Annotated in this window: 17 protein-coding genes; 5 read left to right on the top strand and 12 right to left on the bottom strand. The window is 72.3% G+C overall.

Features of this window, described 5'->3' with window-relative positions; genetic code table 11:
- Both dnaK and bla read right to left on the bottom strand, forming a co-directional pair.
- On the bottom strand, nucleotides 1–1,220 hold a 1,220-nt coding region (gene dnaK / locus ABZ956_RS28895; protein WP_361899868.1), incomplete at its 3' end, for a molecular chaperone DnaK.
- Between the two features lie 90 nt (nucleotides 1,221–1,310).
- Complete coding sequence (bla, locus tag ABZ956_RS28890; protein ID WP_361899865.1) at nucleotides 1,311–2,246, bottom strand: class A beta-lactamase; 936 nt, start codon at nucleotides 2,244–2,246, stop codon at nucleotides 1,311–1,313.
- 143 nt (nucleotides 2,247–2,389) lie between these two features.
- Between bla and ABZ956_RS28885 the strand changes: the two genes are divergently transcribed.
- Nucleotides 2,390–3,277, top strand: coding sequence for a LysR family transcriptional regulator (locus ABZ956_RS28885; protein ID WP_361899862.1), 888 nt, complete (start codon nucleotides 2,390–2,392; stop codon nucleotides 3,275–3,277).
- Nucleotides 3,274–4,176: a serine hydrolase gene (locus ABZ956_RS28880; protein WP_361899859.1), complete on the top strand. Its 903-nt coding sequence runs from the start codon at nucleotides 3,274–3,276 to the stop codon at nucleotides 4,174–4,176. The genes ABZ956_RS28885 and ABZ956_RS28880 overlap by 4 nt, the downstream gene beginning before the upstream one ends.
- A gap of 59 nt (nucleotides 4,177–4,235) precedes the next feature.
- On the opposite strand, the gene ABZ956_RS28875 is transcribed toward ABZ956_RS28880, so the two are convergent.
- The 3 genes from ABZ956_RS28875 to ABZ956_RS28865 form a co-directional block, all read right to left on the bottom strand.
- On the bottom strand, nucleotides 4,236–4,991 hold the full coding sequence (locus ABZ956_RS28875; protein ID WP_361899856.1) for a PE-PPE domain-containing protein: 756 nt from the start codon (nucleotides 4,989–4,991) through the stop codon (nucleotides 4,236–4,238).
- 62 nt (nucleotides 4,992–5,053) lie between these two features.
- On the bottom strand, nucleotides 5,054–5,779 hold the full coding sequence (locus ABZ956_RS28870) for a DUF6585 family protein (RefSeq protein WP_361899853.1): 726 nt from the start codon (nucleotides 5,777–5,779) through the stop codon (nucleotides 5,054–5,056).
- Nucleotides 5,776–6,846 (bottom strand): BTAD domain-containing putative transcriptional regulator, encoded by a 1,071-nt coding sequence (locus ABZ956_RS28865; protein WP_361899850.1) that lies wholly within the window; start codon nucleotides 6,844–6,846, stop codon nucleotides 5,776–5,778. The genes ABZ956_RS28870 and ABZ956_RS28865 overlap by 4 nt, the downstream gene beginning before the upstream one ends.
- Nucleotides 6,847–7,007: 161 nt before the next feature.
- Between ABZ956_RS28865 and ABZ956_RS28860 the strand changes: the two genes are divergently transcribed.
- A complete protein-coding gene (locus ABZ956_RS28860) occupies nucleotides 7,008–9,455 on the top strand; it encodes a helix-turn-helix domain-containing protein (RefSeq protein WP_361899848.1) in 2,448 nt (815 codons plus the stop codon).
- Here the strand turns inward: ABZ956_RS28860 and ABZ956_RS28855 are convergent, their stop codons facing one another.
- Genes ABZ956_RS28855 through ABZ956_RS28845 form a run of 3 tightly spaced genes read right to left on the bottom strand, consistent with a single transcriptional unit; the run spans nucleotide 9,456 to nucleotide 11,821 of the window.
- Complete coding sequence (locus ABZ956_RS28855) at nucleotides 9,456–10,676, bottom strand: beta-ketoacyl-[acyl-carrier-protein] synthase family protein (protein ID WP_361899845.1); 1,221 nt, start codon at nucleotides 10,674–10,676, stop codon at nucleotides 9,456–9,458. It abuts the gene before it with no gap.
- Between the two features lie 8 nt (nucleotides 10,677–10,684).
- Complete coding sequence (locus ABZ956_RS28850) at nucleotides 10,685–10,957, bottom strand: phosphopantetheine-binding protein (protein WP_361899843.1); 273 nt, start codon at nucleotides 10,955–10,957, stop codon at nucleotides 10,685–10,687.
- 24 nt (nucleotides 10,958–10,981) lie between these two features.
- Complete coding sequence (locus ABZ956_RS28845; RefSeq protein ID WP_361899840.1) at nucleotides 10,982–11,821, bottom strand: methyltransferase domain-containing protein; 840 nt, start codon at nucleotides 11,819–11,821, stop codon at nucleotides 10,982–10,984.
- Between the two features lie 280 nt (nucleotides 11,822–12,101).
- Between ABZ956_RS28845 and ABZ956_RS28840 the strand changes: the two genes are divergently transcribed.
- Both ABZ956_RS28840 and ABZ956_RS28835 read left to right on the top strand, forming a co-directional pair.
- The gene (locus ABZ956_RS28840; protein WP_361899838.1) at nucleotides 12,102–13,445 is read left to right on the top strand and encodes a hypothetical protein; all 1,344 of its coding nucleotides are present in this window, start codon (nucleotides 12,102–12,104) and stop codon (nucleotides 13,443–13,445) included.
- A gap of 36 nt (nucleotides 13,446–13,481) precedes the next feature.
- Nucleotides 13,482–14,840 carry a condensation domain-containing protein gene (locus ABZ956_RS28835; protein ID WP_361899880.1) on the top strand — a complete coding sequence of 453 codons (1,359 nt, stop codon included), beginning with the start codon at nucleotides 13,482–13,484 and terminating at the stop codon, nucleotides 14,838–14,840.
- A 67-nt stretch (nucleotides 14,841–14,907) separates the two neighbouring features.
- On the opposite strand, the gene ABZ956_RS28830 is transcribed toward ABZ956_RS28835, so the two are convergent.
- The 4 genes from ABZ956_RS28830 to cseB all read right to left on the bottom strand — a co-directional run bounded on the left by ABZ956_RS28830 (nucleotide 14,908) and on the right by cseB (nucleotide 20,507).
- A complete protein-coding gene (locus ABZ956_RS28830; RefSeq protein WP_361899836.1) occupies nucleotides 14,908–17,472 on the bottom strand; it encodes an FtsX-like permease family protein in 2,565 nt (854 codons plus the stop codon).
- An 82-nt stretch (nucleotides 17,473–17,554) separates the two neighbouring features.
- Nucleotides 17,555–18,319, bottom strand: a complete 765-nt coding sequence (locus ABZ956_RS28825) for an ABC transporter ATP-binding protein (RefSeq protein ID WP_361899877.1) — start codon at nucleotides 18,317–18,319, stop codon at nucleotides 17,555–17,557.
- A gap of 170 nt (nucleotides 18,320–18,489) precedes the next feature.
- Entirely contained in the window at nucleotides 18,490–19,779 is a 1,290-nt protein-coding gene (locus tag ABZ956_RS28820; RefSeq protein ID WP_361899833.1) for a HAMP domain-containing sensor histidine kinase, read from the bottom strand.
- Between the two features lie 5 nt (nucleotides 19,780–19,784).
- A complete protein-coding gene (gene cseB, locus ABZ956_RS28815; RefSeq protein ID WP_361899830.1) occupies nucleotides 19,785–20,507 on the bottom strand; it encodes a two-component system response regulator CseB in 723 nt (240 codons plus the stop codon).
- Nucleotides 20,508–20,957 lie beyond the last annotated feature (450 nt).

The following is a 20,957-nucleotide window of genomic DNA, read 5'->3' as shown; positions in this document are numbered from 1 at the left end:
TCCTCGGCCGTCGTGAAGATCTCCGACCGCTTGGTCGGGATCGTGGTGTTGCGCTCGATCAGCTTGGTCATGATGCCGCCCTTGGTCTCGATACCCAGGGACAGCGGGGTCACGTCCAGGAGCAGGACGTCCTTGACCTCACCCTTGAGGACACCGGCCTGGAGCGAGGCGCCGATGGCCACGACCTCGTCCGGGTTCACACCCTTGTGCGGCTCCTTGCCGGTCAGCTCCTTGACCAGGTCCGTCACCGCGGGCATCCGCGTCGAACCGCCGACCAGGATGACGTGGTCGATGTCCGACAGCTTGATCCCGGCGTCCTTCACCGCGTTGTGGAACGGGGTCTTACAGCGCTCGAGCAGATCGGCGGTCAGCTGCTGGAACTGCGCGCGGGTGAGCTTCTCGTCCAGGTGCAGCGGGCCCTCGGCGGACGCCGTGATGTAGGGCAGGTTGATTGTCGTCTCCGTGGCGGCCGAGAGTTCGATCTTCGCCTTCTCGGCGGCCTCGCGCAGACGCTGCTCCGCCATCTTGTCCTTGGACAGGTCGACGCCGTAACCGTTCTTGAACTGCTTCACCAAGTGGTCGACGACCCGCTGGTCCCAGTCGTCACCGCCCAGATGCGTGTCGCCGGACGTGGACTTCACCTCCACCACGCCCTCACCGATCTCCAGCAGCGAGACGTCGAAGGTGCCGCCGCCCAGGTCGAAGACGAGAACGGTCTGGTCGTTCTCCTTGTCCAGGCCGTACGCGAGCGCGGCGGACGTCGGCTCGTTGATGATCCGCAGGACCTTCAGGCCGGCGATCTCGCCCGCCTCCTTGGTGGCGGTGCGCTGGGAATCGTTGAAATAGGCCGGCACGGTGACGACGGCCTCCGTCACCTCGTCGCCGAGGAACGCCTCCGCGTCGCGCTTGAGTTTCTGCAGCACCCGCGCGGAGAGCTCCTGCGCGGTGTACCGCTTGCCGTCCACGTCGCCCGACGCCGGGAACCGCCACTGCGCGTCGCCCATGTGGCGCTTGACCGACCGCGCCGTGCGATCGACGTTCGTCACTGCCTGGCGCTTGGCCACTTCACCGACCAGCACCTCACCGTTCTTCCCGAACGCCACCACCGAGGGTGTCGTCCGCATACCCTCCGCGTTCGTGACGACCGTGGGTTCACCACCCTCCAGCACGGCCACCACGGAGTTGGTCGTGCCGAGGTCAATGCCGACTGCGCGTGCCACCGCAACCTCCCCGGTACCGACGATGCCGATATAACCTGCATAAAAGTTGAGTCCCCTCTTGTCAAGTATGCCGGACGCCGAGGCCGGGGGCTAGGACAGCGTGCCGGCGACCACGGATGCCGCTTCCGCGATCAGTTTGTTGTCGTAGCGGGCGTCCTCCCCGGTGCGGTTCGACATGATCGCCATGACGATGGGGGCGCCCTTGCCGGGCCACACCACGGCGATGTCGTTGCGGGTGCCGTAGCCGCTGCCGGCTCCGGTCTTGTCACCGACGACCCAGCCCTTGGGGACCCCGGCCCTGATGAGCTCGTTTCCGGTGGTGTTGGTCCGCAGCCACGTCGTGAGCCGGTCCCGTTCGCCCTTGCCGAGGACGTCGCCGAGAACGTACGCGCGCAGGTCCTTGGCCAGCGCACGCGGCGTGCTGGTGTCCCGCGTCTCGCCCGGGGCCCATCGGTTCAGTTCGGGCTCGCGGCGCTCCATCCGGGTGTCGTGGTCGCCCATCTCCTCGAGCGCGGCGTCGAGGCCCTTGGGTCCGCCGAGCGCGTCGAACAGCAGGTTGCCCGCGGTGTTGTCGCTGAAGCGGACGGCGGCCTCGCACAGCTCGCCCAGGCTCATGCCGGTCCCGACGTGCTTCTCGGTCACGGGGGAATAGTCGACCAGATCGTCCTTGGAGTACTTGATCACCCGGTCCATGCCGCTCAGCGTGTATTTGCGCAGCACGGCACCGGCGGCCAGCGCCTTGAACGTGGAGGCATGGGCGAACCGTTCGGCGTCGTTGTAGGCCACCTCGCGGCCGGTGCCGGTGTCGATGGCGTAGACGCCCAGCCGCGCGTCGAACTTGCGCTCGAGCTCCTTGAATTCCCGGGCGAACGGCTTCGTGGCCGCGCCGGCCCTCGTCGTCGCGGCGGACGGGGCCGATGAGACCGGCGCGGCAGGGGCACCGCCCTGGCCGCAGGCCGCGAGCGGGACGAGGGCGAGGGCGGCGAGCGCGCCGAGAACGGCGCGGCGGGCGCGGGTGTGCTGCATGGTCCGAACCTCCAGGGGCGGGATGGGGTGGCCCCATCCCGGTGCGTGGTCATGGCTGCCAGGACCACCCTCACCGCCCCACTGCCATGCGGTCCAATACGCTCGTGCGCGGTTCCATGCCGTTCTGGCATAGAGTTCGGGCCGTGGATCTGGTGGGGGCATGTCGCGCGTTCGTCAGCGTCAGCAAGCACGGCAGTTTCACCGTGGGAGCGTCCGCCGCCCGGATGTCCCAGTCGGTGGCCAGCCGTCGCGTCGCGGCCCTGGAAGAACGCTTCGGTGAGCAGTTGTTCGAGCGCACGTCGCGGCGGGCCGTCCTCACCCCCTTCGGCCGGGACATGCTGCCGGTGGCCAGGCACCTGGTGCAGGCGGCCGATGTGCTGCTCCACGAGGCACAAGCGGCCAGGAGCAAGCCGTGGCGGCTCGCGGTGCCCGGCACCTGCTCCACCGTCGGCCTCGCCCGTCTCGTCGCCGAGGCGCGGGGGCACGGCGTCACGCTCGATCTCCGCGTCGCGGCGCCGGCCCAGCGCCTGGAGCTCATCCACGCGCAGCAGGTGCGTGCCGCCCTGCTCGCGGTGCCGCCCGACGAGGCGACGTGGTCCGCGCCGCTCGGGCTCGCCGGCGCGCGGGACTCCGGCGTCAAGCGCGTCTACCTGGAGACGCTGCGGGTCGGGCGGGGCTCGTCCGACCCGGCCCGGCGTATCTGGCTCCAGCCGGAGGACGACGTGCCGCACATCCGCGACCCGTTGACGCGCCTGCGTGACGCGGTCGGCCTGCGGCCGGCGCAGCTCGTCGCGGCGCCTGACCTGACGACCGCCGCGGCGGAGGTCCTGTGCTCCCGTGACCTGCTGCTGTGCTCCCCCGCGCAGGCCGGGGAACTCGACCTGCACTGGCGGCCCATCGGTGAGATCACCCTCAGCCGGGGGTACGCGCTCGTCGCCGCCGCGGACGGCAATCCCCAGCACCTCGAAGCGCGCCTGGGCGACGTCATCGCCCGCTGCCTCGGCGCGGGCACCACAGGAGGGACCACGTGAACACCGAGGCACTGCTGCGCGACCTGCGCCGGCAGCTGCACGACGGCGGGCTGCACGGCTGCCTGCTCGTACGCGACCTCCACACCGGGGACGAGCTGGGGATCGAGCCGGACACCCAGCTGCCCTCCGCGTCCCTGGTCAAGGTCCCGCTCGCGCTGGCGACGGCGGAGCGCGTCCGGCGGGGCGAACTCGACGGAGCGACGACGCTCGACGTACGACCCGGGCGGATCAGCACGCCCGGCCCCACCGGGCTGAGCCGCTTCCGCCACCCCGCCCGGGTCGCGATCGACGACCTGCTCTACCTGAGCACCTGCGTGAGCGACGGGACAGCCGCCGACACGCTGTTCGGCCTCACCCCGCCCGCCCAGGTCACCGACCTCCTCCACGGGCTCGGCCTGCGCGGCATCACCGTCCGCCACACCATCGGCGAGCTCTCCGACACCCCCGCGGAACGCTTCGACGCCAACCAGACCCATCTCGCCCACGCCCTCGCCATCGACGCCGGCACCAGCGGCCGCGGACACCGGGTGCCCCAGCTCGACACCACCCGCGCCAACACCGGCAGCGCACGCGCGTGGGTCGAGTTGCTCCAAGCCCTGTGGACACCGTCGACGATCCATCCCGAGGTGGCCGAGCGCGTACGCGGCCTCATGGCCCACAACCTGCTCCGGCACCGGCTCGCCCCGGACTTCAGCTCGGACGCCACCACCTGGTCCTCCAAGACCGGCACCCTCCTCAACCTCCGTCATGAGATCGGCGTCGTGGAGCACGCGGACGGCCAGGCGTTCGCCATCGCCGTCCTCACCGAGTCGGTCGTTCCGGCCAGTGACCAGCCCGGCGCCGAGGCCCTCATGGCCCAGGTCGCCCGGACGCTGCGTGACCACCTTCGGCACCTCTAGCACCGGGCAGCGGCCGGGGCCGGTGGGAATCCACCGGCCCCGGCCCTCCTGCCGCGCGGTCAGGAGTCGTACCAGAAGATTCCCTCGCCGGCCTCCTGGCCGATGGTCTTCGCTATGACGTTGCCCTCCTGCCAGTACTTGGGGTGCTGCTTCAGGAAGCCGCCGATGGACTTCAGCGACGTCGCGTCGCACACGCCGTCGGTGCGGATGCAGTAGCGCTGCACCGGGATGCCGTCGAACTTCACGGGGCCGGCGCCGGGAGAAGTGAACCCGAAGGCGCTCCAGCCCTTGGGCAGCTGGGCCCAGATGCCGGTGCCCGGCTGCAGCGGGTCGGCGTAGAGCTTGCCGTTCACCTGCGAGCGGGGGATGCCGGTGTCGCCCTTGGCGATCGTCTGGAGCACCAGGTCGGCGACGTGCGCGCCCTGGGAGTAGCCGACGATCGTGAGCCGGGCGTTCGGGTCGCGACGGTGGGTTTCCTCGGCGGCGGCCAGCAGGTTGCGGTATCCCTCGCGCACGCTGACGTCGAAGCTCGGTGCGGTCAGGTCCGGGACGTTACGGCCGTTGAGCCAGGGTCCGGCGCTCGCCGGATAGCACACCGGCACCGGAATGCCCCCGTTGAGGTGCTTGTTGGCGATGGCGAAGGTGCTGGTGCAGTCGGGCGCGGGCGCCGCCGAGCCCGTGCCGCCGATCTCCAGGTAGTAGTGGCGTACCGGATCGGCGTGGGCCGCGGCGGGCGTGATGGCGGTGAGCGCCACCATGGTCGCTGTCGCACCGGCGGCGACGAGCGCCTTCTTCCATCTGCTGATCAGGGACATCGCTCTGCGTTCCTCCTCGATTCGGGACGGCCCACCCTCAACTGCCGTGAGCCGCTTCGACGTTAACCACGGCCGTTGACATCGCGATGAAACAGCTCGACGAGCGCGCGGAGGACGAAGAGATTCGGGATCTCGGACGCCCTGGAGCCCGTCCCGTGCCACGTCCCGTCGATGTCCAGCTCGACGGCTCCCTTCCGGATCCGGAGGTCCCGGACCCGTGGCCACCGCGCGCACACCTCCGCGCAGCCGACCTGCTCCCTGGTCAGCCAGATGTCGCCGAAGGCCAGGCGCTCGCCTTCGGCGAGCGCGGCGACGGCCTTGGGCAGTTGGGCGCGGGTGACGCCCCGCTGGATCCCGGATCGCCATTCCGCCGCGTCGCCGTGCTCCGGCCTGCCGCGCAGCACGATCCGTTTCCCGTCGACGTCGGTGAGCGTGCAGGCGGCGCCGGCGCGGGCCGGGTCGTGAGGGGGATCGGGGGTGCTCATCCGGAATACGGAGGTGGTGTCGTAGCGGACGACGTGGATCCGCCCCTGGACGGCGACCGTCATTCCGCGCTCGTACAGGTCAAGTCGCGCTTCGTCACGGGCTTTCGCCGCCGAGCGCCTGCCGTACCGGACGAACGCCGGCAGAGCGCGGAGCCCCCGGGTCCGCGGGGCCTTCGTGTGGGCCGTGTGCGCGGCTCCCGCGTAGGTGGCGTGCCGCTTGCCGAGGTGCTCGCGGCCGGCCGCGGCCGAGATCTTCGCCAGCAGCAGCTCCTCGCTGCGCGTACGCCGCATCGGTGAGGTCACCGCGGGGTTCCGGCGAGGCCGAGGGGGGCTTCGTCCCCGCGCAGGATCATCTGGTGCGTCCGCCGCAGCATCAGGCCCGGATCGACCCCCAGGTCCTCGGCCAGTCGGCGGCGGGTTCGGTGGAAGACGGTCAACGCGTCGGCCTGTCTGCCGCTCAGGTACAGGGCGCGCATGAGCATCGCGGCGACCGGTTCGTTCAGGGGCTGCGCCACGGTCAGGGCCGACAGCTCGGCGATCGCTTCGGCGTGCTGGCCCAGCCGCAGCTGCCAGTCGAGCTTGCGCTGGACGAGGACGATCCTGCGCTCGGTGAGCCGCAGCCGCTCCAGCTCGGCGAACGGCCCGGGCAGCCCCGCCAGGGGCTCCCCGCGGAACAGGTCCAGCGCCTGGGAGCAGGCGCGGACCGCCTCGGTCAGCTCGCCCGCCCGTTCGGCCGTGCCGGCCGCGGTGACCAGGTCCTCCACGCGCGCCACGTCCACGGTGACCGCGCCGGGGAGCAGCCGGTAGCCGCACCGGTCGCGCTCGATCGCCGAGACCGGGCTGCCTCCCACGCGCAGGATCTTGCGCAGCCGGTAGATGTAGACCGGCACCACGTTGGTGTTCGGCGGCTCCTCCCCCCACACGCCGTCGAGCAGTTCCTGCTGGCTGACCGTCCGGCCCAGGCACAGCGCCAGCACGGTCAGTACGGCTTGCTGGCGCAGGTGCCCCAGGTCCAGGGGCTGTCCGTCGCGCCATGCCCGCAGTGGTCCGAGCATCGATATCCGTAGCCGTGGTTCGGCCATGTGGCGGGTGGCGGCCGGTGGCACCGGGCTCGCCGCCCGCCTGCGGGGGCCGCGGCCGGGGGCGACCAGACCGCAGTCGAAGGCGTGGACGATGGCGGCGGCCCGGTCGCGCAGCCCGAGGGTGCGCAGGATCCGTGCGAGGTGTCCGGCAACGGCGTCCTCGGGGATGGCGAGGGCGGCGGCGATCTCGTCGTCTCTCAGGCCGCAGCCGACCGCGTAGAGCACCTCGCGCTCCCTGTGCCTGAGTGTGGTGACGGTCGGCTGGCCGGTGGGTGCGGTGATCGGCATCGTGGCTCCCCGGGTACGGACTGCTTCCTGCGGCGGATGCCGTCGACGCTGGCCCCGGCACCGGCCGACGGACAGGCCAGGGGACCGGCCGTATCCGGCCGGTGGCCGCGCTAGAGTCCCTCACCTGGGGAAACACATTGTCGAGGGGGAGGCCGTGACCTGTGGCCAGTGAGTTCAGCGCGCTGTTACGGCGGCTGCGGCACGACGCGGGAATGACTCAGGAGACCTTGGCGGAACGCGCCGGAGTGGGCGTACGCACCATCCGCGGGCTGGAGACCGGCGAGCGCGCCGACCCCCGGGTGACCACGGTGCGGCTGCTGGCCGACGCGCTCGGGCTGGCGCCGGACGAGCGCGAGGAGCTGTTGGCGGCGGCCATCCACCGGGGTGGGCACAGGAGCCGGCCGGACGACCCGGCGGACGACGTACGACCGGTGGCGGATCAGCCGGGACCGGGGCCATCGGGGCCGGGACAACTGGAATCAGCGCCACCGGATTCAGGGCCACCGGATTCAGCGGCACCGGTTTCGGGCCTACCGGTTTCAGGGCCACCGCTCACCGCGCGGCCGGGTTCGGTGTTCCAGGAGACCCTGGCCGGCATCGGCGAACAGCTCGCGCAGGCGGTGGCCGCCCGCTGGCAGCGGGAGGAGGAACACCGGCAGATCCACGATCCGTACCCGCTGCCGGTGCGGTGGCAGTCGGCTCCGGAGGAGCTGACCGATCACTGGGCCAACATCCGCCGTCTGCCGGCCGGGGTCAGACACGGTCCGCTGGAGCTGGACGGGCGGCTGGACGAGATCGTGGGCGTATACCGGCGGATCCCGTCCGGGCGGCTGGTGGTCCTGGGCCGGCCGGGCTCCGGGAAGACGGTCCTCGCCGTGCGGTTCGTCCTGGAGCACCTGAAGTCGAGGGCCCACACCGACGCCGTACCGGTGATCTTCAGCATCGGCTCGTGGGATCCCACGGCCATCACGTTCCGGGACTGGCTGACGCGACAACTGACGCGCGATCACCCGGGTCTCGCGGCTCCGGGACCCGCCGGGCCGAGCCTGGCCGCCGCACTGGTCGACAGCGGCCGGGTGCTGCCCGTGCTGGACGGCTTCGACGAGATCGCCGGCGGTCTGCGCCGCCCCGCGCTGGAGGCGCTCAACGCCACCACGTTGCCCCTCCTGCTGACGAGCAGACCGTCCGAGTACGCCGCCGCGGTGGCGGAGACCGACGTGCTCACCTCCGCCGCGGCGGTGACGCTGACCGATCTCACCCTGGGGGATCTGGCCGACTACCTGCCGCGCACCACGCGCAAGGCCCGTGGCGGGGACCCCGCCAGGACCGGCTGGGATCCCGTGCTGAGCGAACTGAATGAGCGCCCGGACAGCCAGGCCGGTGCCAACCTCGCCGCGGTGCTGACCACCCCGCTGATGGTGACGCTCGCCCGCGCCGTGTACAGCGACACCCCCGGCCAGGAACCGGTCTCGCTCCTGGACACCCGGCGGTTCGGCAGCCCCCGGGAGCTGGAGGAGCACCTCCTCGACAATTTCGTCGCCACCGTCTACCGCCCCCGGCCCGAACACCACCCCGGCAGCGGTCCGCGCCGCGGCGTCGACCCGGAACGCGCCCGGTACTGGCTCGGCTACCTCGCCCACCACCTGACCCGGCTCGACACCACCAACCTGGAGTGGTGGCGGCTGGGTTCAGGGCTGCGCCGCTCCACCCGCACGCTGGCGACCGCGCTGGCGGTCGCCCTGGTCACCGGGTTCGTCGACTGTGTCGTCGGCACCTTCTTCGACCCCCTCCGGTTCCAGCTCGCGGACGGGCTGGCCGTAGGGATCATCGCCGGGCTCATGTTCGGGGTCACGTACTGGTTCATGGTCGCGGTCAAGGACACGGCGGTGGCGCCGTCCGGGGTGCGTATGAAGGTGTCCGGCAGGGGCGGGAGGGCGCGCAGGGCCGTCCCCCGGCTGGCGATCGGATTGCTGGTCGGGCTGGTCGTCGGCTTCAGCTACGGCTTCATGCGCGGGGTGCACGACGGCGTCGTCCTTCAGCTCGGGCTTCCGATCACCCTGCGGGCCGGTCTCTACGACGGCATGGTCTACGGACTGGCGTTCACCCTGGCGGCCGGCCCCGCCTTCGGCCTGCTGAGCCTCCTCGAAGCGCCTCTCGACATCCGGTCCGCCATCAATCCGGTCAGTCTGCTGCGCGCCAACTGCCGGACGGTCACCACTCAACTGCTCCTGTGGACTCCCACTTTCGGGCTTCTGGTCGGCTTCAGCGCCGGGCTGGCGATTCGTCTCCTTCCCGCCCTTCTGGGCCCGATGACCTGGAACACCGCGTCCTCGCTCAAGCTCGGCCTCATCAGCGGGCTGTGCGGCGCGCTCAGCTACGCGCTCAGCCTGACGGCCTGGGGCCAGTGGGTGGTGCTCTCCCGGATCTGGCTGCCGCTGACCGGCCGGCTGCCCTGGTCCGTCGTCGCCTTCCTCGAGGACGCCTACCAGCGGGGCGTTCTCCGCCAGGCGGGCGCGGTCTACCAGTTCCGCCACGCCCGCCTCCAGGACCACCTCGCCCGCACCTACCGGGCACCCCGCGCCGTACCACGGTCGGAGAGGGGTACGTGATCAGGCGGCGCCGTACACCACCGCCGAGTTCTGGCCGCCGAAGCCGAAGTTCTGCTTGACGGCGACGTTGATCGGGGCGGGCCGGCCCACCAGCGGGGTGTAGTCCAGGTCGCAGTCGGGGTCGGGGTGCTCCAGATTCGCGGTGGGCGGCACGTACTTCTCGCGGATGGCGAGCAGGACGCCGACGCTCTCCAGCACCCCGCACGCGCCGCAGGCGTGGCCGATGACCGATTTGGGCGCCGTGATCGCCACGTGGCGCGCGTGGGAGCCGAACGCGCGCTTGATGGCCGCGGTCTCGGCCCGGTCGTTGAGCGGTGTCGATGTGCCGTGCGCGCTGACCAGGTCCACGGCAGCGGTGTCGAGGCCGGCGTCGGCGCAGGCCAGCTCGATCGTCCTGGCCGCTACCGCGCCGTCCGACCGGGGCGCCAGGGCGTGGTGGGCGTCGCAGCTGGAGGCGGCGCCGAGCACCTCGCCGTACACGCTCGCGCCGCGGCGCAGCACGGATCGCTCGGACTCCAGCACCAGCACGGCGGCGCCTTCGGCCGGCACCATGCCGTCGCGATCGCGGTCGAACGGCCGGGACGCGGCCGTCGCCTGGGCCGCTGGGCGCTGGGAGAGCGCGTCCAGCAAGCAGAACGACGCCAGGCACGGCAGGTCCAGCCAGCTCTCCACGCCGCCGACGAGGACCACGTCGGCGGTGCCGTCGCGTACCGCGCGCAGCCCGGCTCCGATGGCGTCCGTCGAGGACGCGCAGGCGGTCGAGAGGGTGAGCACCGGGCCGGTGATGTCCAGTTCCTGGGCGACGAGCCCGGCGGCCTGGTTGGGCAGCAGACGGAGCAGGCCGAGCCGGTTCATCTGCGACCACCCGCTCCGGCGCAAGGTGGTCACCAGTCGCGCGGCTTCGTCGAGCCCACCGCCGCCGGTGCCGACGTACAGCGCCCCCGGTGCCGTGCGCAGCTCCGCGTCGGCCCGGGCCTTCATCGCCGCGGCGAACAGCAATTGCTGAAAGCGTGAGGTGCGGCGGACCTGCGGGGCGGACATGTGCTCGGTGGGGTCGAAATCCTTGACCACCCCGCCGACCTGGCACGGCAGCGGTTGCTCGAGTTCCAGCGGCGAGATGGCGGGCCGCCCCGTGGCCAGGGCGTCCCATAACGCGTCCGGTGTGCCGCCCGCGCACGACTCGACGCCGATGCCGGTCACCAGCACACGGTTGCGCGGCACCTCGGACATCACAGCGCCGCCCCGGACATCGCGTCGACCACGTCTCCGACCGTGCGGAGGTCGGTGATCCTGATGTCGGTCTCGGCGAGCTCGACCCCGAATTCCCGCTCCAGTACGGTGATCAGCTCGAGGGCCTCCATGGAATCGAGGCCCAATACCGGCTGGTCGGGGTCGGCGGCGTAGAACAGGGCCGCGTCACGGGTGATTTCCGTGCCGGATTCGCCCAGGTCCGGCCGGATACCGATAATGGCCTTGGCAACGACGTTCAGCACCTCGGACATGAAGAATTCCTTTCGTGATGTGTTTCATGGCCATATCGCGGAGAAGTACACGCAGCGCCGTGTGATCGTGAACGGGGCTCGCTTGTATTGCTGTTCCATGGTCTCGGCGAGCAGTTCCGCAGCGGTATGCCGGTCGATCCCGGGCAGCGCGGCGGTGGCGAACATGGGGGTCGAGCACAAAGCGGCGAGAAAGCGCGGGCCGAGGGTGAACTCCCGCTCGGTGGTCATCACGTCGGTGAATCCACCCGCGGCGAGGGCGGCCTGGTAGTCCCCGACGCTCCTGCGCAGCCCCGAGGGCCGGCCGCCGGCCGACCGGGCCAGGGGAAGTCCGCGCGTCCGGGCGACGCGGCGGGCCGTGCCGACCAGCTCGGCGTACAGCGGCAGGTCGGCCGCGGTCTCCGCGCCCGAGTAGAAGGCCGAGTTGAACACCAGGCGTCCGCCAGTGGCGAGCACCTGCCCGATCGCGCCGAGCGCCTCGTCGAGGTCCGGCACGAGGTGGACGCAGTTGGCCAGCACGACGGTGTCGAAGGCGTCCGGTGGGAACAGCCGGGAGACGGAGGCCGCGTCGCCCAGGACGAAGCGGGCCCGGTCGCCCAGGCGGACCTGTGCGGCGTCGAGCAGGGCCGGCTCGGGATCGACGCCGGTCAGGGACATGGCCGGGTCGCGCAGCAGCAGTTGCTCGCTGACGGCTCCGTCCCCGCACCCCACGTCGAGGACGGCGGGGCCGGAGCCGACCGGGACCAGGTCGAGCAGCACGCGGTTCAACCTGGCGTATTCCCGATCGCGGCGCAGTGCGGCATAGTCCATGGACGGCTTCGCACCGCCCATGACCCGGGAGGTTTCGGTGTCCGCTCGTGCGTTCATGAATTGTCCCTCCAGCGGCGCGGTCGACGAATCGGCGCAGTACGGAATGAATGACGGGGGCCGACGCTAGCAGCGCACCCGAAGAGCAACAAGAGGTGTTGTTTCCCGGGCCGCCGCCCCGGCCCGCGTGACCAGCGAACACATCTCTGTTTCATCTTTGCTTCATTGCGCCCGGATAGCTTCGGCAAGCTGCACCGAAACGCATAAGGAGAGCATCGTGTTGGTGATTCGAGGCCGGCGTCGCACTGTGTCGGGTCGGTGAGAATTGAAGTTCACAGAATTGGGCGACAGCACGGTGCCCGCCGGCCGGCTGGTGTTCTGGACACCCGTCGCCCCGGACTCGGCCTGGGCGGACGACCCGCGAGCGCCCGCGCTCGTCCACGAGCACCATGTGCGTGCCGCGGCGGCGCGGGGGCCACGGCATGTGGATCCGGCGTGGGTCGGGGTCTCGTTCGGGGTGGGCCGGGTCGGCCGGCACCAGGTCGGTGCCGCGCTCTCGGCCTGGCTGCGCGGACATGAGCACCTGCGGAGCACTCTGGTGCCGACCGGTGAGCACTGCGCGCGCCGCACGCTCCCCGCGGGCGCGCTCACCCTGCGCCGGGAGGAGGTCGGCGACTTCGCCGACGGTGCCTCGGTCCGGCGACAGATCGAGGCGTTCTTCGACCGTGGCGCCGGACCGCTGGGCTGGCCGCAGGTGGTCTTCGCGACGGTCGAGGGCGTGGGCGGGACGACGGTGTTCGCGGGGGCCGATCACGGCATCGTGGACGGCTACACGCTCGCCCTGATCCCCGGGCAGATCCGTGGCCTCCTGGCGGACCGCGCCGAGGACATACCCAGGCCGACCTTCCTGGACTTCGGGGCCGAGGAACGCGGCCTGGTCGACCGGCTGCCGAGGGGCCCCGAACACGTGGACCGCTGGCGGACGTTCTGCGACGCCCACGGCAACACACCCGCTTTTCCCCTGCCGCTCGGCGCCTTCGAGGTGCCGCTCACGCAGTGCAGCTCCTACCGCCGGCTTCTGGACGGGCCGGCGGCCACCAGGTTCGCCGCCGCCGCACGCGCCGGCGGCGGCACCACCGCCGCGGGGCTGCTCGCCTGCCTCGCGCTCGCCGCGGCGGAGGTCGCGGGCGAGCGGCAGCTGTCCGTGGTGAGCCTGGCCAACACCCGTCCCGGCCAGTGGCGGGCGGCGCCGGGCTGGTTCGTCGGCCTGCACCCGGTCCGGATCCCGGTGACCGCCGGGTCCGCTTTCGCGGACACCGTCGCCCTGGCCGCCGCCGAACTGCGCCGGGGCAGACCCGGGCCGGGCAGTTCGCTGCCCCACCTCAGCCGGATGCTGCGCAGGGAGATCCGCCCGCGGTTCGTCGTGTCCTACCTCGACGTACGCCGCGTCGCGGGCACCTCCCCGCCCCGGCCGGAGGACATGATGCTGCGCAGCCGCATCCACAGCCCGGCCGAGGTGTACGTGTGGCTGACCAGGGGCGACCGCGGCGTGCACCTGTCGACACGCTTCCCCGACACGGCCGTGGCACGCGCGAACGTCGGCCGCTTCGTCGTGGCCGCCGCGCACGCCGCCGCCCGCGTCGCCCAGAGCCACCGGGCCGAGGCCGTGCCCACGCCCGCCTAGCCGGCCGAACGATGGAGGAGGAGACCCTACGTGCGTATGACCCAGATCCTCGACTGGCGCCCCGAACCGGGTGAAGTGGTCGAGTTCGAGCTGACCACCGACCGGGCGCCCGTGCCGCACGACGTGCCCGCGTCGTACTTCCAGCGGTGGCACGTGCAGGCGGCGGCCGAGGGCCGCGCCGCCGGACGACAACAGTCGCCCTGGGTGGCCATGGTGTTCGACCTCGAGGGCCGGGCCGATCTCGACGCGCTCACCGCGGCGTGGCAAGGGCTGGTGCGCCGCCACGAGGCGTTCCACACCTGGTACGAGCCGGGGACCGACGACCTGACCGGGTTCCGCCTGCCGCCTGATTCCCTCACGGTGCGCCCGGCGCGCGTGGGCGACCTGACGAGCACGGACGACCTGCGCGCCTACCTGCACCGGCGGATCGACGAGCGGACCGCGGCGAGCCGGCTGGGGCTGCTGGCCGGAGTGATCCGGCGGGAGAAGACGTCCACCGTGTTCTTCGCGATCGACCACGCCTATACCGACGGACACTCGCTGGCACTGCTCTTCGACGAGATCCGTACCCGGTACCACGCGGCCCTCGGCGGCTCCCCCGTCGACCTGGCATCGGTGCCGGGCTACCTGGACCACAACCGCCGCGAGCGGGAACGCTCCGCGTCGCTGACGGCGGCCGCCCCGGACCTCGCCGCGTGGTCGGAGTTCCTGGCCGTGGGGGACGGCGGCTTCCCCGGCTTCCCTGTCGAGCTGGGCAACGACGCCGACGCGCTCCTGCCCGGCACGCGACTGCACTACCCGGTCCTCACGGGTGACCAGGCCCGCGCGTTCCGCGCCTATTGCGGCCGGCACTGCGGCGGGTTCGGCGCGGGGGCCTTCGCCGCGCTGGCTCTCGCCCAATGGGAGTTCACCGGCAACGACGTCTACCGGGTGCTCACCGCCGTGTCGACCAGGGCCTACCCCCGCCTCCTCCCCGTGCACGGCTGGCTGGTCAACCTCGTGCCCCTGCTGTTCCGGTTGCCGGCCTCGCCGACTCTCGCCGGCACGATCGCCGCCGCACAACAAGGCTTCCAGCAGGCCCGCGCGGGATACGACGTGCCGCTGCACCGCGCGCTCGAACTACTCCTCAAGGACGGCGAGGTCCCCACCATCCCCCCGATGGCCTCCTACCTGGACGGCCGGACCGCGCCGGGCTCCGGCGACTACCTGAGCGCGGACGCGACGCTCCTGACCGGCCCCGACAGCGCCAGCGGCGTGTCGCTGTGGTTCAACTGGTTCCCCGACCGGGCCGACCTGGTGGTCAGCATGCCGGACACCCCTGAGGCCGCGACCGGTGTGCCGAAGTACCTCGACCGGGTCAGGGAGATCATGCTCACCGCGGCGGCCGGGTGCTGACCGGCGTCCTGACGGTGATTCAGGCCGGCGGGCCATGGGGGCCGGCGTCTCCCGCCGGCCCCCTGCGTCACGCCTCCGCGACGGCTTCCAGGGGGCTCAGGGCGGCTGCCCGGCGGGCCGGGACGGCGGCCGCGACCGTGCCGATCGCGAGGGAGGCCAGGCATACCAGGAGCAGCGTGCCCCAGGGCAGCGCCAGGGAGTACTGCTCCATCGCGCCGTTGGCCAGCGCGCCGACCGCCCAGGCGCTGAACAGCCCGCCCGCCAGGCCCAGCAGGGTGCCGAACGCGGCGATGGCCACCGATTCCAGGCGGATCATCCGCCGGATGCCGGCGCGGTCCATGCCGATGGCGCGCAGTACGCCGATCTCCCGGGTGCGTTCGGCGACCGACATGGCCAGGGTGTTCACAATGCCGAGCGAGGAGATCACGACGCCGATGGCGAGCAGCCCGTACATCAGGGTCAGCAGGTCGGCCATGGTGCCCGCGGCCTCGCGGACGAGTTGCTTGCGGTCCTGGACCTTCAGCAGCGGGTTGTTGCCCACGGCGGCGCGCAGCCGGTCCTCGGTGGTCTTGGAGACCGCGCCGCCGTCGGTGCGGACGAGGATCCGCTGGACGGAGTGGGGCAGGAAGCTGTTCCGCTGTACTTCGCCGCGGGCGCCGAGGACGTCGTGGGCGATGGGGTTGTCCTTGTAGACGGCCACGACGGTGTACTTCTTGAAGTCCTGCTTCAGGCCGATATGGGCGTTGGCCTGGCTGCCCGTGCGCAAGCCCTGTTCGCGGGCGGTGGTGGTGGAGACGGCGATCCGGCCCGGCCCGAGGTCCGCGAGGGAGCCGCTGGTGAGGTCGAGCTTCATGACGTCCTTGACAGTGGCGGGGTCGACGCCGGAAATGGTCCGGACGCCGCCGCCGATGAACAGGGTGGCATCCGTGACGGCGCTCGCCGTCCGCACTCCGGGGGTGTCGGCCACCCGCTGTACGGCTGCCGGGTCGATGCCGGTCGTGGTGGTGCGGGTGCTGATCACGTAGTCGGCGCCGAGGCCGGCCGCGGCCTGACGGTCGAGGGCCTGTGCGGTGGAGTCGCCGATGACGGCGAGCCCGGCGACCAGCGCCGTGCTGATCATCAGGGCGGAGGCGGTGGCCGCGGTGCGCCGCGGGTCGCGCAGCGCGTTCCGCTGGGCGAGACGGCCGGTGATCCCGAAGCGACCGGTCAGGCGTCCGGTCAGCCGGATCACGGGCGCGGCGAGCAGCGGCGCCAGCACGATCATGGCGACGACGAGGACGGCGCAGCCGAGCATCGCGCTCCGCAGGTTCTCCTCCGAGGCGTCCTTCGCGCCCGTGAGGGAGATCAGCAGGCCGGCCCCGAGGGCGAGGAGGCCCAGCCCCACGACGGCGCGCACGCGGGAGCGGGTGGTGGAGGGCGGCTGCTCGGCCGTGCGCATCGCCTCGATGGGCGCGACCCGCGCCGCCCTGCGGGACGGCAGCCACGCGGCGAGCACGGTGACGCCCACACCCACGCCGAGGGCCGCCACGACGGAGCGCGGGCCGATCACCAGGGGGCCGTGGGGCAGGGTGTCCGTACCGGTGCTCAGGACGTCGGGCAGCACGGAGGCGATGCCGAGACCGAGCAGGAAACCGGCCGCCGACGCGGCCAGGCCGACCAGGAGGGCTTCCAGGAGGACGGAGCGGACCACCTGACGGCGCGTGGCGCCGATCGCCCGCAGCAGCGCGATCTCCCGGGTGCGCCGGGTGACGAGCATGGTGAAGGTGTTGACGATGAGGAACGAGCCGATGAACAGCGAGACCCCGGCGAAGACCATCGGCAGCTTCGCCTGACCCCGGGTCAGGGTATCGACGAGGATGCCCTGCTGGGCCGCCTGGGCGCTGCCGCTGGTGGCCTCGGCACGGTCGGCCGGGAGTACGGCGGTGACCCGGTTGGCGAGCTCGACCTGGTGGGTGCCGGGCGTGGCGGACAGGTCGATGCCGGTGTAGTGGCCCGGGGTGGCGAACAGGTGCTGGGCGGTCGCCTTGTCGAACAGGGCGAGGGTGCCGCCCGCGGTCACCCGGGTCTCCTTGGTGGTGACGATGCCGACGAGCCGCTTCTTCATGACCGGGCCGTCGGTGGCCAGCGTGACCATGTCGCCGAGGCGGAAGTGGCCGGCGGCGGCGGTGCCGCTGTCCACGGCGAGTTCGTCGCCGTTCCTCGGGGCGTGGCCCTTGACCAGCGGATAGCGGCTGTCCTTGCCGTCCTTGCCCGGTACGTAGGCGGCGGCCAGGTGCGCCCACGCCTTGTCGGCCCGCAGCGGAGTGCCGTCGGCGGCGTTCAGGACGGCCGAGCCGTCGACCGACGGCCGCACGGCGGCGACACCGGGTACGTCGGCCAGTTTCCGCGCGAGCGCGTCGTCGAGCACGCCGGCGCTCTGGTTCGCGGCGGTCCCCGGCGGGGGGTCCTTCGGGCTCACGGTGACCGCGATGTCCGCGAAGTTCTTCGACGCTGCGGCGCGATAGGCCGCGGCGGAGGAGTCCGCGAAGACGAGGGTGCCGCAGACGAACGCGACGCCCAGGCAGACCGCGAGGACGGTCATGACCAGACGGGCCTTGTGCGCGAGGACGTTGCGCAGGGCTGTTCTCAGCATGAGGGGCTTTCGGGAACGTGGGAGGGAGGGGGACGTACGTCGCGGATGCGGGTTTCAGCGGGTACGGGTCAGCTGGCGCGGGTCAGTTGGGGCGTGAGCGGGCGTCGGGCGCGGGGGTCTCGGGGTTCCCCCCGGAAAGGCGCCGCATCCGGTCCAGGACCCGGTCCGGGGTGGGGTGGGTCATCTCGTCGACCAGGCGGCCGTCGGAGAGGAAGACCACGCGGTCGGCGTAGCCGGCGGCGACGGGGTCGTGGGTGACCATGACCACCGTCCGGCCCATCTCGCGTACCGAGTCGCGCAGGAAGCCGAGCACCTCGGCGCCGGCGCGGGAGTCGAGGTTGCCGGTGGGCTCGTCGCCGAAGATGATCGCGGGGCGGGAGACCAGGGCGCGGGCGACCGCGACGCGCTGCTGCTGCCCACCGGACAGCTGTGCGGGCCGGTGGCCGAGGCGCTGGGAGAGACCGACCATGGAGACCACGCGGTCCAGCCACTGCGGGTCGGGCCGGCGTCCGGCGATGGCGAGCGGCAGCGTGATGTTCTCCAGCGCGGTCATCGTGGGCAGGAGGTTGAACGCCTGGAAGATGAAGCCGATCCGGTCGCGGCGCAGCTCGGTGAGCTGCCGGTCGTCGAGCGTGCTCAGTTCGGTGGTGCCGATGCGCACGGAGCCGGACGTGACCGTGTCGAGCCCGGCGGCGCAGTGCATCAGGGTGGACTTGCCGCAGCCGGAGGGGCCCATGATCGCGGTGAACTCGCCCTCCCGGAAGCCGATGCTGACCCTGTCCAGGGCTACGACCTGGGTCTCGCCGCTGCCGTAGACCTTCGACAGGTCGGTGGTGGCAGCCGCGATCCCGGGCGTCGTGAGCGGCGTGTGCGGGGCGAGGGCGTTGGCGGTCACGGGGACTCCTCTTCGGGTGCGGAAGGGTGCACTCCGAAGGGTGTCCGGGGAACGTATCGGGCCCTGGACCGCCGTGTATCGGCGTCCGCGCCGCTTTGTAGCAGTTCCGCGGCGGCCGGGCGTCAGTCCGGCAGGCGCAGGGTGGCGACGGCGCCGCCGTCCGGGGCGTTGGCCAGGCGCAGTTCGGCGCCGAGGAGCCGGGCCTGTCCCAGGGCGATGGTCAGGCCCAGGCCGTGGCCCGAGCCGCGCTCCGCCGCGCCCGTGTGGAAGCGGCGCGGGCCGTGGAGCAGCAGGTCCGCGGGGAAGCCGGGGCCGTGGTCGCGCACGACGACCGTACGGCCCTCGACGGTGACCCGCACCGGGGTCGCTCCGTGCCGGTGGGCGTTGACGACGAGGTTGCTGACGATCCGCTCCAGGCGACGCGGGTCGGTCTCCACGGTCGTGGCACCCTCCGCGTCCTGCGTGTCCTCCGCGTCCTCCGCGTCCCGGGTTCCGGCGATGGTGACCTCGGCGTCGAAGCCGGTACGCGACACGGCCTCGGAGACGACCGCCCCGAGCGGCACATGGGCACGGACGGGCTGTTCGGCGCCCGCGTCCAGCCTGGAGATCTCCAGCAGGTCCTCGACCAGGCCGCGCAGATCGCGCACCCGGGCCCGGACCAGGTCCTCCGTCTCACCGGGCGGCAGCAGGTCGGCGGCGGCCAGCAGGCCGCCGACGGGGGTGCGCAGCTCGTGGGCCACGTCCGCGGTGAACCGGCGCTCGCTGCGCAGCCGTTGGCCGAGGCTGTCGGCCATGAGGTCGACGGTGGCGGCGATGTCGGCCACCTCGTCGCGCCCCTTGGTGGGCCCGGTCCGGGCATCGAGGTCCCCGGCGGAGATCCGCCCCGCGGTCTCGGAGACCCGGCGCAGCCGACGGCCGAGCAGCCCGGCCCCGTAGGCGGCCACGGGCGCGGCCGCGGCGAGCGCGACCAGCGAGGCCACGGTCATGCTCATATCGAGCCGGCGCAGCCCGTAGAGCTCCGGGCTCATGTTGACCCGGACGGCGAGGACCGGGCTGCCCGGGCCGCCGGTCCGCTGGGCGGCCCACACGCTCGGCCCCAGGTTTCCCTCGACGCGCCCGTCGTAGGCGGTGTGCCGGTCGGCGTCGGCCGGGTGACGCAGCGCGGCGGGCAGTTCGGCCGGGTCGAGCTCGGCGCCGTCCGTCAGCGTTCCGGTGCGCCGGTAGACGTCCATGGCCGAGTACACGCTGTTGAATGCCTGGGCTTCGGCCCGGCTGCGGATGTCGTGCGCGGTCCACACGTGGACCAGCACACCTACCGCCGTCGCCACCAGGCAGGCGGTGGCCGCGGCCAGCGCGGCGATCTTCCAGCGCAGGGAGGCGCGGGCCGGCCGCGGCCGGTGGAAGGGACGCACCGGCCTCAGCGCCTGAGCTTGTAGCCGAAGCCGCGGACCGTCTCGATCCGGTCCCGGCCCAGCTTCCTGCGCAGCCGTTGCACGCACAGGTCCACGACCCGGCTGTCGCCGTCCCAGCCGTACTCCCAGACGTTGCGCAGCAGGGTGTGCCGCTCGAGGACGATGCCCGGGTGGGCGGCGAACTCGAGGAGCAGCTTCAGCTCGGTCGGGGTCAGCGCCACCGGGCTTCCGGAGACGGACACCTCCATGCCGCCGGTGTCGACGCGCAGGTCCCCGAACACCAGCACCTCCCCCTCGGCCGGCGGCTTCTCGCCCGGGGCCTGCCCGGGCCCGGGGACGGGGGCGTAGGTCGCCCGCCGCAGGAGCGAGCGGATGCGTGCCACGAGCACGTAGGTATCCACGGGCTTGACCACGTAGTCGTCCGCTCCGGCCTCCAGACCGGCGACGACATCGAGCCCGTCGCCGCGGGCGGACATCATCAGAACGGGCACCAGGCTGGTCTCCCGGACCCTGCGGCACAGGCCGATCCCGTCCAGACCGGGCAGCATCACATCCAGGATCAGCAGGTCGAAGTCGTCCTCGTCCCGGAAGAGCTCGAGCCCTTCGAGCCCGTCGGCCGCGGCCTTCATCTCGTAGCCGTAGCGCTCCAGGGCGACGGTGAAGGACCGGCGCATCAGCTCGTCGTCCTCCACCAGCAACACGCGAACGGGGCGGGTGGGCGAGGACACGGCTAGCCAGCTCCTGTTCGGACGGTCAGGGTGAGGTGAGACAGCGGACAGCGGTCCCGGCAGGCGTACGCGCAGTCGGCGACCTCGGAAGGAACGATACGGCAGACACCGGACGCGGCGACGAGGCCGCACAGCGGGACACGCGCTCCTCCCGGCGACCGCTTCCCTCGGCGAATCCCCAGGTCAGGTGGGGTGACAGCGGCCCGGCCGACCGGATGGGCGACAGTGCTGCGACGCTCTGCGGCGCACCGATGGATGGACAACCAAGCGCTCCCTGATACCCGACGGATACACATCCCACGGGGACACCAGGTGCGCACCGACCGGCTGCCGCTGGCGGCCCGTACCGATCGGCGGCGCAGCGCTGGCACGTGTGCCCGGCCTCTGGTCCCCTGGGAGGCGGGGCCGGCTCACAAGCCCCATGCCTATCAGGCATCGACGCGGAGGTGC

This window comes from Streptomyces sp. NPDC046261, from assembly GCF_040646235.1.
Lineage (GTDB): Bacteria > Actinomycetota > Actinomycetes > Streptomycetales > Streptomycetaceae > Streptomyces.
Note: the sequence above shows the minus strand (reverse complement) of the source record. Positions and strands in the feature narration are given on the sequence as shown.